This is a genomic window from Clostridium sp. D5 (assembly GCF_000190355.1).
GTDB lineage: Bacteria > Bacillota > Clostridia > Lachnospirales > Lachnospiraceae > Faecalicatena > Faecalicatena fissicatena_A.
The window spans coordinates 1-11764 of record NZ_GL870821.1; the positions used below are offsets into that span (position 1 = coordinate 1).

Below are 11764 nucleotides of genomic sequence, written 5' to 3' on the forward strand. Positions count from 1 at the left end.
GAGCCGGGACGGACTGTGAAAAGCACCTGTCCTGTTGGAAATACAGCCGCTGCGCTAAGCGGCAGTAAGAGGAAATCCGCAAAATCAGTCAGAACCGAACGCATTCACCGTTTAATCTGATGATTAAACGCCTCAGGCGTTCTAAAAATCTGCTTCGGAAGCAGATTTTTTCTGACTGATTTCACGGCTTTCCTCTAACTGCCGCTATGCTCGCTAAAAGCATTTCCAACAGGACAGGTACTTTTCACAGTCCGTCCCGGCTCACGGTAAGCTAGGTTCATCCGCCGATAGGAAAGAACTCTTTCCCCGGTTGGATCCCAGACCGGGACAGCGGATGGAATAGAATTGGTGTAACTTTCATATCCCCAGTAGATTCAAATATGGGTTTTTTCGGTATATTTAATATAATGAATCTCTTTCCGGCAAGCGACACTAAGTCCCTTCTTGCAGATGAACGATTACGCGCCGTCAGTCCAGATCCGTTGCTCCGGTCCGGGATCCCCTCCGGGTAACGAGCCCTTTCCTACCGTCCGGATGAGCCAGCTTTATGACAGGGATGCCGGGGAGGTACTGGGGCTGTATATGCCGTTGCGAAATGCTGGAGTGCGCTTACTGCTCCTTGGACAACCACTGCCGGGCAGGCGGGGAAAAACTTGATCACCAAATCAAGTTTTTGCAGAACCCAGCGCGGGAAATCCTCAGATTTCCCGTGATGTGTTCTGCGTACCCGCCTGGCCGGCAGTGGGTGCCCTAGGAGCAGTTGGCAGCACGGGTGCATATCGCAACGGCATATACAGCCCCAGTACCTTCCCGGCATCCCTGTCATTAAGCGTCCCCCATCCGTTCCCGCAACTAAAGCGCGTGAACTAAATCCCGATATTTGTCCCAAAGTCCTTGACGAAGTTCTTTTTCAGAGCATATAATGATAGAAACAGAACCCAACATGACGCTTCCCAAGGCGGAATTCGTTGGGTCTTTTGTTTATCTCAAGGTGAAGAAAACAATCAGACACACTCTGGGATTATTATAATGTGCGGGAGGATACAAGAGATGAAAAGAATGACATTGGGGACCAGCAGCCTTGAAGTTCCTGTAATCGCGGCTGGATGTATGAGAATCAACGGTCTGGATGAAGAAGGTCTGGAGAATTATATCAATAAATGCATGGAACTGGGAATAAACTTTTTTGAACACGCAGATATCTACGGAAGCGGAAAATGCGAAACGCTGTTTGCAGAGGCGTTTGAGAGAACAGAATTCAGGCGAGAGGATATTATACTGCAGTCCAAATGCGGTATTATCCCCGGCGTTATGTATGATTTCTCAAAAGAGCACATTATAAAATCCGCGGAGAACAGTCTGAAGAGGCTGAATACAGATTATCTGGACGTTTTGCTGCTCCATCGTCCGGATGCCCTTGTGGAGCCCGAAGAAGTTGCAGAAGCCTTTGATCTGCTCAATGCATCCGGCAAGGTAAGGAATTTTGGAGTATCAAACCATAAACCGATGCAGATAGAATTACTGAAAAAATATGTAAAGCAGGATCTCGTAACAGACCAGCTCCAGTTCAGTGTCCCATTTTCCAATATGATTGCAAATGGAATGGAGGTCAATATGCTGACCGATGGAGCCGTTGACCGTGACGGGAGCATTCTGGATTACTGCCGCCTGAAAGACATGACGATCCAGGCCTGGTCCCCGTTCCAGTACGGCTTCTTCGAGGGCGTATTCATTGGAAGTGACAAATATCCGGAACTCAACCAGCTGCTGGAGGAACTGGCGGAACGCTACGATGTAACGCCGACAACCATAGCAACATCCTGGATCTTAAGGCATCCGGCGCATATACAGATGATCGCAGGAACCACAAACCTGACACGCTTGGTAGAGATCGCACTCGGAAGCGAAATCACCCTGACGCGTGAAGAGTGGTATCAGATTTATTTGAGTGCGGGGCATTTACTTCCTTAGAGGGGGACGCTTCAGTGGTATATACGGTATCAGGACAACGAGTGAAAATAGTATTATCATTATTGAAAGTGTGCATTTCTTCACCGATTTGCATACTTTCTTTTTTTTTACTAATAAAAAATAAATTTCTGAAAAATCATTGACAACATTTGGGAAAATGGATATATTATAAGGGAGATGTAGTTAGTTACTTGACTAACAAACATGCAAACTGAAAGGAGGGATAGAGTTGTATATTAATCCCAATATTGATAAGCCTATCTTCATTCAGATTGCAGAACAGCTGGAGGACTCTATATTCACAGGAATCTATCCGGAGGAAACAAAAATTCCTTCAACGAATGAAATATCTGTACTGTTGAATATAAATCCCCATACGGTTCTAAAAGGAATGAATATGCTGGTTGACCAGGAAATCATCTATAAGAAAAGAGGGCTGGGAATGTTCGTAAAAGAGGGTGCAGTTATAAAGATACGCCAAAAAAGGCAAAATCAATTTTATGATCAGTACATTGCAACGCTGCTCGAGGAAGCTTCAAAACTGCAAATGTCAAAAGAAGAAATTATCACGCTGATAGAAAGGGGCTATGACCATGAACTCAATTCTAATTAAGAATATTACAAAGAGATACAAAGGTGTTACAGCACTTGATAATGTTTCGTTTTCTTTTGAGTACGGGAAGATATATGGATTTTTGGGGAGAAATGGAGCCGGCAAATCTACTCTCATCAATATTATGGCAAACAGAATTTTTGCTGATGAAGGAGAAGTTGTTATTGATCAAGTTTCAGCAAAAGAAAATATGGAAGTACACGAAAAGATTTTCTGTATGAGCGAAGTGGATTTATACGATACCAGTTTGAAAGTTAAGGACCAGTTTAAGTGGATCAGCCGTTTTTATGACAGCTTTGATATAGAAAAAGCGTTTGATATTTCAAGAAAATTTAATCTGGATACGAACAAGAGATTTAAGGCATTATCAAAGGGCTATCAGTCAATTTTTAAGCTGACAGCAGCTTTAGCTCTTAATGTACCATATATTGTATTTGATGAGCCGGTATTAGGGCTGGACGTAAACCACAGGGAATTGTTTTATGATCTGCTTTTAAAAGACTATGAGAATAACGAACGAACAATCATTATCGCAACACATTTGATTGAAGAAATCGCAAATATTATTGAAGAGGTTGTTTTAATCGACAAAGGAAAAGTTTTGCTTCAGGAAAGTGTAGATACATTGTTAGGAACCGGTTATTGTGTTTCCGGCCCGGAACAGGAGGTTGTCAGCTACTGCCGGGATAAAAACGTGATTGGAAACGATGAATTGGGTAATTTGAAGCTGGCCTATATATTAGGAGAAAAATCACCGCTGCCGCATGGGAGCCATTTACAGATTACAGCTATGAATTTACAGAAACTGTTTGTCAAGCTGACGGAGAAAGGGGGAAATTAATATGGGTAAATTAAAAGAAGCTATCCGATATGAGTGTTCTACTTCATTTAAGTATATCTGGTATTTCTATGCAATACAGTATGCAATCGTTGCACTGATCTATGCAATTCTTTCAATTAGCACAGGAAGTACAGAACGGTTAGGCGTAAGCTGCCTGGAAACAAACACATTTATCTATGTTGGTATTGTAAGTATATTAGGTATGACAGAAGATTTTAAAATGCTGATACAAAACGGCTTTATGCGTAAATATATCTTTATTTCTACGGTTTCTCTGTTCGTATTTATGTCCGGGATAATGGCACTTTTTGACACGGCTGCAGGAAATATCTTACGGCATATAGTATATGGTTATACAACACTGTTTGGAAGTATTTACGGATATGATAATATTTTTATAAGCTGGCTCTGGCTATTTCTTTTATATATGTTTATTTGTGTTTTATTGTATTTGGCAATACTTGTCATATATAAAATCGGAAAGACTTTATCAATTTGTCTTGGGGTTGCACTTGGCGGCACCGTATTACTGATTACTGCCGTATTTCAATATGTTCTGTCAAATGAGGCGGTAAATAAAATCATAGAAACTGCCGCGAAAGCAATGGGATTTATGCCGGATGGAACAATTATTTATCTGTTCCCTGTCCTGACTTTACTTTTATTTGTGGTTGTATTGGGAATAGGATCTTATGCGGTTATCCGCCGCATAGAACTCAAATCATAAAAATTTAAACACATCCTTGCGGATTTGCTGTAAGGCGCGTGTCCCATCTCCTTTTAAGATAAAATAAGGTGGCAGTGATCACAGAAAACATCTGACCTGCCGGGCAAAATCCATCAGGATGGTGTCCGGCAGGTCAGATGTATCTAAAATTTGGGCTTTTCTATTATATATTTTTTCGGTAAAATAAGGCTATATTAACCGATACAAAATCTTCCGGGTGCGTTCGTTTTCTCATATCTGCAAAGCCTTTTCAACTCAGTATCCACCCTAAGAGATTTCCCCGTGGAGTTCCTGGAGTGATTTTACGTCTCCGTCTCCATGTTCTTTTATGTATTTGATACCCTTAGCCGTTGCGCGTGCCGCAGCCATGGTGGTCATATAAGGGATTTTGGCTTTGATTGCTGCTTTTCTGAGGTAGCTGTCATCATGGATGCTGTCTTTTCCGACCGGAGTATTGACGATTAAGTCAATGTTTCCATTGGTAATCAGATCCAGGACATTTGGCCTGCCTTCATACATTTTCTTTACTTTTTCGGCCTCGATTCCGTTTTCGCGGATGAGGTCATAAGTAGTTCCTGTAGCAATGATCTTGAAGCCATCCTCTGCAAAGCTCTTTGCGATTTCCACAACCTCTGGCTTGTCTTTTCTGCTGACGGAGATCAATACGGTTCCTTCCAGCGGCAGTTTGGTCTGGGTTGCTTCCTGCGCCTTGTAGAATGCTTCTCCATAGGATGCGGAAAGTCCGAGAACTTCACCTGTTGAACGCATCTCAGGTCCGAGTACCGGGTCTACCTCCGGGAACATGTTGAACGGGAATACGGCTTCTTTGACACCGTAATTCGGGATGTTCTGCTCCTTTAGTTCGGCCACCGGTGACGGTCTGCCTGTGATCTCTGAAGTAATGATATCAGTCGCAAGCGGTACCATACGGATGTTGCAGACCTTTGACACAAGAGGAACCGTTCTGGATGCACGCGGGTTGGCTTCCAGTACGTATACTTTGCCGTTCTCAATTGCGTACTGCATGTTCATAAGACCTTTGACATGCATTTCTTCTGCGATCTTTCTTGTATAATCTTTGATTGTTTTTACATTTTCCTCAGAAATATGTACGGATGGGATGATGCATGCGGAGTCACCGGAATGTACACCGGCAAGCTCGATATGCTCCATGACAGCAGGGACAAATGCGTGGGTACCGTCGCTGATTGCGTCCGCTTCACACTCCAGTGCGTGGTTCAGGAAACGGTCGATCAGGATCGGGCGGTCCGGAGTGACACCTACGGCAGCTGCCATGTAATTCGCCATACTTTTATCGTCATATACAACTTCCATGCCGCGGCCGCCTAATACGTAAGACGGACGTACCATAACCGGATAGCCGATGTTCTGTGCGATAGAAATTGCTTCTTCCACATTGACAGCCATTCCTGATTCAGGCATTGGGATCTGCAGCTTTTCCATCATTTCCCGGAACAGATCGCGGTCCTCGGCAAGATCAATGACGGATGGAGCGGTCCCCAGAATCTTCACGCCATTCTTTTCCAGGTCTGCAGCCAGGTTCAGAGGAGTCTGTCCGCCGAACTGTGCGATTACACCCAGTGGTTTTTCTTTTTTATAGATGCTTAATACATCCTCCAGTGTCAGAGGCTCAAAATACAGCTTGTCGGAGGTGTCATAATCTGTGGAAACTGTTTCTGGGTTACAGTTTACAATAATCGTTTCGAATCCCAGTTTTTTCAGCGCCAGAGAGGCATGTACACAGCAGTAGTCGAATTCGATGCCCTGTCCGATACGGTTCGGACCTCCGCCTAGAATCATAATCTTTGGCTTTTCGGTGCTGACAGGGTTCTTATCCTCAGCGTTGTAGGTGGAGTAGTAGTAGGCACTGTCTTTGGTACCACTTACATGCACGCCCTCCCAGGCTTCTTCTATGCCGATCTCAATACGGCGGTTTCGGATATCTGCCTCCGGAATCTCAAGGATCTGACTCAGATACTTATCGGAAAAACCGTCTTTTTTAGCTGCAGTGAGCTTTTCATCGGAAGGAAGTTTTCCTTTTTCCTGGTGCAGTGCTTCTTCTTCCTCGACCAGCTCTTTCATCTGCTCTATAAAATAGGTCTTTACCTTGGTGATTTCGTGGATCTCTTCTATAGAAGCACCCTTGCGAAGCGCTTCGTACATAATAAAATGACGTTCGCTGGACGGGGTAATCAGAAGCTGCAATAGTTCTTCTTTCGTCTTCTGATCAAGATCTTTTGCATGTCCCAGTCCGTAACGGCCGGTCTCCAGGCTTCGGATGGCTTTCTGGAAAGCCTCTTTGTAGTTCTTGCCGATGCTCATGACTTCACCGACAGCACGCATCTGGGTTCCCAGCTTGTCTTCTACACCTTTAAATTTCTCGAATGCCCAGCGGGCAAACTTGATTACAACGTAGTCTCCGTCCGGAACATACTGATCCAGTGTGCCGTATTTGCCGCACGGAATATCCTTTAAAGTAAGGCCTGTAGCCAGCATAGCAGATACGAGCGCGATCGGGAAACCGGTAGCCTTGGATGCAAGCGCTGAGGAACGGGATGTTCTCGGATTGATTTCAATAACAATAATCCGGTCGCTGACAGGATCGTGCGCAAACTGTACATTCGTCCCGCCGATAACCTGCACAGACTCTACAATCCGGTAAGCCTGGTCCTGAAGGCGTTTCTGGCATTCCTCGGAGATCGTAAGCATAGGTGCGGAACAGAAAGAATCTCCGGTGTGCACACCAAGCGGATCAATATTTTCAATAAAGCATACCGTAATCATGTTGTTTTCTTTATCGCGGACAACCTCCAACTCCAGTTCTTCCCAGCCTAAGATAGATTCCTCTACCAGAACCTGTCCTACAAGGCTTGCCTGCAGGCCGCGGGCGCATACCGTCTTCAGCTCATCTTTGTTGTACACCAGGCCGCCGCCGGCACCGCCCATTGTATAAGCAGGGCGCAGCACGACAGGGTATCCCAGATCATCCGCAATATCGAGGGCCTCCTCTACGGTATAGGCAACCTCGCTGCGTGCCATCTCTATGCCAAGTTCATTCATTGCTTTTTTGAATTCGATCCGGTCCTCGCCGCGCTCGATTGCGTCAACCTGAACGCCGATAACCTCAACCTTATATTTATCCAGAATTCCTTCTGCAGCAAGCTCTGAACATAAATTCAGTCCAGACTGGCCGCCAAGATTGGGAAGCAGCGCGTCGGGACGTTCCTTTGCAATAATCTGTTCAAGTCTATCCACATTAAGTGGTTCAATGTAAGTGACGTCCGCTGTTTCGGGATCAGTCATAATAGTTGCAGGGTTGGAATTGACCAATACAATCTCATATCCTAAATTTTTCAGTGCCTTACAAGCCTGAGTACCGGAATAATCAAACTCGCATGCCTGTCCGATGATGATTGGGCCTGACCCAATAATCAGTACCTTGTGAATGTCTGTTCTCTGTGACATAACTTGCCCTCCTGTGTATTTTAAAATAAATTTATATAATAGGCTCTACCTGTCAAAGAACATTATAGTAGAGAAAGGGGGGAGAAGTAAAGCAATTTATCAACAAGATGCTGGTCTATTGTAAAATTTCGGGTTACAATAGACATGTATATAAAGAAGCATGATAACCTGTAATAAGTTGTTATAATAAATATAGAAGAAAATAAATAAAAATTAAAAATTATAAATTACTATTGACTTTGACGCAGCGTCAACTGTTATATTCATATCACGGCAGGAGGAAATGAATATGGAATACAGTATCAGACAATTATCGGAAATCGCAGGTATCAGTGCACGTACTCTGCGGTACTATGACAAAATAGGTCTTCTCAAACCGTCATGTGTACGGGAATCCGGCTACCGCTATTACAGCGAAAAAGAGCTGGAGCTGCTGCAGCAGATCTTATTTTACAAAGAGAGAGGCCTGAAGCTGGAGCAGATTGCCGCGATCATACAAAGTGACGACTTTGACATCATGTCCGCACTCCACGAGCATCTGGAAGACCTGGAATTACAGCAGGCCAGACTGGACAATATGATCACTGCCGTAAGAAAGACAATTGCGTCAATGAAAGGAGAAATTACAATGAGTAACGCAGAAAAATTTGAATCATTTAAAAAAGAGATGATAAAGAACAACGAAGAAAAATACGGAGAAGAGATCCGCAGCAAATACGGAGAAAAAGAGGTGGAGGAATCCAACAAAAGTATGCTGAACATGACAGAAGCAGAGTACGACCGCCTGAAAAGCCTGGAAAATGAGATCCGCGAAGAGTTAAACGCAGCCGTAAAAGACGGCGAAAGCCCGGAAAGCGAGCGGGCGGGAAACATCGTGCGTCTCCACAAAGAATGGCTGGGAATGAACTGGAAACAGTATACGCCGCAGGGGCATATCGGAATAGCTGAAATGTATGTGGCAGATCCCCGGTTTACAGCGTATTATGATAAAGACATAACCGGCTGCGCAGAGTTCCTCAAGAAGGCGATTGTTTGCTGGGTTGAACGGGGGTAGGAGGGACGCCATCCCAGGCAGGCTGGGCGCATCCAGACGGGAGTCAACGCAGCATGGGGAGGAATCGACGGGGGCGGCGGATGGTGGTGGATGTGCGGATTTTGCAACTGCCAGAAGGGGGATGCGGTTTTCTTATCCATGTAGATTGCGACTGAAAGGTAATACTTCTGCCATCCGAGGCGGCAGCGGATATTGCAGCTATCAGAAAGGAAGATCAGATTTTCGTAACCTTTCCAGTACAGTATCTGGAATACTGCCCCATCCGCCTCTCCGGTCTGAGTCCCCCCACCGGGGGGAGCGAGTCTTCCGATTTGATGAGCCCAGCAGCGTGAACCGGACATAGGGGTGGCAGGAAGCGTGGTTTGGCTGTTAGATAGAGTTAAGTAAAAGAGAAGGAAAACCGGGGCAAAAAATGTAATTTCCAAATTACATTCTCCTGGCCCCAGCGTGCGAAGCCATCAGGGCTTCGGACGATGTGGCCAGGTTGCCCCGGTTTTCCTTCTCTTTTACTTTACTCTATCTTACAGTCAAACCCCGTTTCCAGCCACCCCTATGTCCGGTTCACGCTGCGCCCCCCTTCTACAGAACCTCTCCCCGAGTAGACAATGTAATTACTTGCCAGGGGATTAGTTTTCCACTGTTTTTGAGTGCGGTCTTTACTGCCTGTTCTATTCCTCCGCAGCAGGGTACTTCCATGCGTACGACGGTGAGGCTTTTTATGGTATTCTGCCGGAGGATTTCGGTGAGTTTTTCGGCGTAATCTACGCTGTCGAGTTTGGGACAGCCCATGAGGGTGATCTTGCCTTTCATGAAATCCTGGTGGAAGTCTGCGTAGGCGTATGCGGTGCAGTCAGCGGCTATGAGCAGTTCTGCATCTTCATAATATGGAGCCTGGATGGGGACGAGTTTGATCTGGACCGGCCACTGGCGAAGCTGGGATTCTGCGGGGGCCGGGGCATGCGGGGAGACCTTCGGTGAAACGTGAGGTTTTAGTTCTCTTGCCTGTGTGCCCGGGCAGCCACAGGGGAGAGGAGCAGCTTTTTTGCGCTCCTGATTGGCTTTGACTGCTTCGGCATCGTATGCTGCGGCTTCCCGTTCCACGAAGCTGATGGCATCTGCAGGGCAGGTGGGGAGACAGTCTCCCAGGCCGTCGCAGTAATCATCTCTCAGCAGGCGGGCTTTTCCGTTGACCAAGCCGATTGCTCCTTCGTGACAGGCTTCGGCACATAATCCGCATCCGTTGCATTTTTCTTCGTTTATTTCAATTATTTTACGTATCATTTGAATTCCTCCTGTTTGATTGTTTTGTACGTAACGCTCAGAACCATGAACAGTTATCCTTGTGTCTATACTGGCATTGTACTATACTTTAAGAAGAATAAATGTTGTTATCACAACGAAATGGAGAAAATTTATGGATTACAATTTTATTGCAGGCACCAAGTTGTTTGAGGGGGTTAGCGTGGAGGACGCAGAAGCGATGCTGGGATGTCTGGGAGCACAGGAGAAGTCCTACTCCAGGGGCGAAGTCATTTATCATGTGGGTCAGTGCATAGAGCGGATGGGACTGCTTCTGGAGGGCGGCGTGAATATTGTGAGGCCGGATATCTGGGGAAATGAAAATATTATCGGACATATACTGCCGGGGGAAGTTTTTGCGGAGACGTATGCCTGCAGCCAGAAAGCTCCTATGATGGCAGATGTCATCGCGACAACGAAGTCTACGGTGCTGTTTTTGGATGTGGGGAAGGTGATTAAGAGCTGCGCGTCCTCCTGCAGCCATCACGCCAGGCTTGTCCGCAACCTGCTCATGATTATGGCATCCAAGAATCTGAATCTGGCGCAGAAAATAAATCATATTACACCGAAATCTATTCGCGAAAGGCTGTTGTCCTACCTCTCATCAGAGGCGGTGAAGCAGGGGAAAAAAGAGATCGAAGTTCCGTTTAACCGGCAGCAGCTGGCGGACTATCTGGCGGTAGACCGAAGCGCGCTTTCCAATGAGCTTTCAAAAATGCAGAAGGACGGGCTGCTGAGCTATCATAAGAATCATTTCATACTTCGGCAGGCAGAGGAAAGCGGCTTGTAAGAATCTTGTGCGGGGGCAGGAAATGGTCTATAATAGTAACAGTTCAGGCAAGCCTGAACTGTTACCTATAATAAAATACGATGTGAAAAAATGTGGCGGAAACAGGAGGCTGAGAAGGAATCATATGGAATTAAAATCAATTGGGCTTACCGGCGTTGGAAATGCAAGGCAGCTTGGAGGATACATTGGGGCTGATAACAGGAAAATAAAAATGGACAGGCTTTTGCGGACCGGGAAACTGGCGGATGCGCTGCCAAAGGACCTCAAGAGGCTGAAAGAGACATTTGGCCTGGCGGAAGTTATAGATTTCAGAACTTCATTTGAAAGAGATAAGGCACCGGACCCGGAGATAGCAGGGGTGAAGAATTATCATGTGCCGGTTCTGGATGAAGAAAACGGGAGCATGGCTGCAGCCGCAGCGAGCGGTGCATTCACAGCGGCTGAGGCATTGAAGTACTTACAGAGCGGTGCTATGGCAGATATGTATGTGGAGATTGCCACTACCCCGTTTTCCCAGAAGGCGTATGCCCGCTTTTTCAGGATTCTTTTAGAAAATGAACAGGGCGCGGTCCTGTGGCACTGTACAGCAGGAAAAGACCGGGCCGGATTCGGCTCTGTGCTGGTGTTGTCCGCACTTGGTGTGGAGCGTGGTGTTATCCTGGAAGATTATGAGAAGACCAATCACTATTACAAGGACAATATAAAAGCCATGGAGCAGTTTTTAAGAAGCAAAGGATTAGGCGATGAAGCCGTACAGGCCGCCCGGTCCACGGCCGGAGCGGAAGTGAAACACCTGGTAAAGGCTTTGGATGTAATTGATCAGGAGTATGGTTCCATGGACGAATATCTGCGCAGCCGGATCCTGCTTGGAGATGAGGAAAAGAATCAGCTTAGAAATAAATATTTGGAAAACTGATCATCCCGGTCTTTACGTTGGGAATCAGTATGTGTTAAACTGGTTGCGGAAACAGGATGTGAGGAGA

The 11764-nt window shown here is 45.9% G+C and carries 9 protein-coding genes; 7 read left to right on the forward strand and 2 right to left on the reverse strand.

Annotated elements, in window-relative coordinates:
• Positions 1–1050: 1050 nt before the first annotated feature.
• The 4 genes from HMPREF0240_RS20955 (at position 1051) to HMPREF0240_RS20970 (ending at position 4152) form a co-directional block, all read left to right on the forward strand.
• Positions 1051–1971 carry an aldo/keto reductase gene (locus HMPREF0240_RS20955; RefSeq protein ID WP_009005401.1) on the forward strand — a complete coding sequence of 307 codons (921 nt, stop codon included), beginning with the start codon at positions 1051–1053 and terminating at the stop codon, positions 1969–1971.
• A 229-nt stretch (positions 1972–2200) separates the two neighbouring features.
• Complete coding sequence (locus HMPREF0240_RS20960) at positions 2201–2584, forward strand: GntR family transcriptional regulator (RefSeq protein ID WP_009005402.1); 384 nt, start codon at positions 2201–2203, stop codon at positions 2582–2584.
• Positions 2565–3425: an ABC transporter ATP-binding protein gene (locus HMPREF0240_RS20965; RefSeq protein ID WP_035314488.1), complete on the forward strand. Its 861-nt coding sequence runs from the start codon at positions 2565–2567 to the stop codon at positions 3423–3425. The genes HMPREF0240_RS20960 and HMPREF0240_RS20965 overlap by 20 nt, the downstream gene beginning before the upstream one ends.
• Position 3426: 1 nt before the next feature.
• Complete coding sequence (locus tag HMPREF0240_RS20970; protein WP_009005404.1) at positions 3427–4152, forward strand: hypothetical protein; 726 nt, start codon at positions 3427–3429, stop codon at positions 4150–4152.
• Between the two features lie 267 nt (positions 4153–4419).
• On the opposite strand, the gene carB is transcribed toward HMPREF0240_RS20970, so the two are convergent.
• Positions 4420–7638: a carbamoyl-phosphate synthase large subunit gene (gene carB / locus HMPREF0240_RS20975; RefSeq protein ID WP_009005405.1), complete on the reverse strand. Its 3219-nt coding sequence runs from the start codon at positions 7636–7638 to the stop codon at positions 4420–4422.
• A gap of 289 nt (positions 7639–7927) precedes the next feature.
• Here carB and HMPREF0240_RS20980 point away from each other — a divergent pair, with 289 nt between their 5' ends.
• Positions 7928–8692 (forward strand): MerR family transcriptional regulator, encoded by a 765-nt coding sequence (locus tag HMPREF0240_RS20980; protein ID WP_009005406.1) that lies wholly within the window; start codon positions 7928–7930, stop codon positions 8690–8692.
• Between the two features lie 579 nt (positions 8693–9271).
• Here the strand turns inward: HMPREF0240_RS20980 and HMPREF0240_RS20985 are convergent.
• Entirely contained in the window at positions 9272–9973 is a 702-nt protein-coding gene (locus HMPREF0240_RS20985) for a 4Fe-4S binding protein (protein ID WP_009005407.1), read from the reverse strand.
• Between the two features lie 133 nt (positions 9974–10106).
• On the opposite strand from HMPREF0240_RS20985, the gene HMPREF0240_RS20990 reads away from it, so the two are divergent.
• Complete coding sequence (locus HMPREF0240_RS20990; protein ID WP_009005408.1) at positions 10107–10781, forward strand: Crp/Fnr family transcriptional regulator; 675 nt, start codon at positions 10107–10109, stop codon at positions 10779–10781.
• A gap of 124 nt (positions 10782–10905) precedes the next feature.
• Positions 10906–11697, forward strand: a complete 792-nt coding sequence (locus HMPREF0240_RS20995) for a tyrosine-protein phosphatase (RefSeq protein WP_053058738.1) — start codon at positions 10906–10908, stop codon at positions 11695–11697.
• The last annotated feature ends 67 nt before the right edge of the window (positions 11698–11764 follow it).

What these genes read in the sequence shown, in the direction of transcription:
- HMPREF0240_RS20965 (WP_035314488.1), top strand. Translation starts at nt 2,565, where the DNA reads ATGAACTCAATTCTAATTAAGAATATTACAAAGAGATACAAAGGTGTT.
- HMPREF0240_RS20955 (WP_009005401.1), top strand. Translation starts at nt 1,051, where the DNA reads ATGAAAAGAATGACATTGGGGACCAGCAGCCTTGAAGTTCCTGTAATC.
- HMPREF0240_RS20970 (WP_009005404.1), top strand. Translation starts at nt 3,427, where the DNA reads ATGGGTAAATTAAAAGAAGCTATCCGATATGAGTGTTCTACTTCATTT.
- HMPREF0240_RS20990 (WP_009005408.1), top strand. Translation starts at nt 10,107, where the DNA reads ATGGATTACAATTTTATTGCAGGCACCAAGTTGTTTGAGGGGGTTAGC.
- carB (WP_009005405.1), bottom strand. Translation starts at nt 7,638, where the DNA reads ATGTCACAGAGAACAGACATTCACAAGGTACTGATTATTGGGTCAGGC.
- HMPREF0240_RS20980 (WP_009005406.1), top strand. Translation starts at nt 7,928, where the DNA reads ATGGAATACAGTATCAGACAATTATCGGAAATCGCAGGTATCAGTGCA.
- HMPREF0240_RS20985 (WP_009005407.1), bottom strand. Translation starts at nt 9,973, where the DNA reads ATGATACGTAAAATAATTGAAATAAACGAAGAAAAATGCAACGGATGC.
- HMPREF0240_RS20995 (WP_053058738.1), top strand. Translation starts at nt 10,906, where the DNA reads ATGGAATTAAAATCAATTGGGCTTACCGGCGTTGGAAATGCAAGGCAG.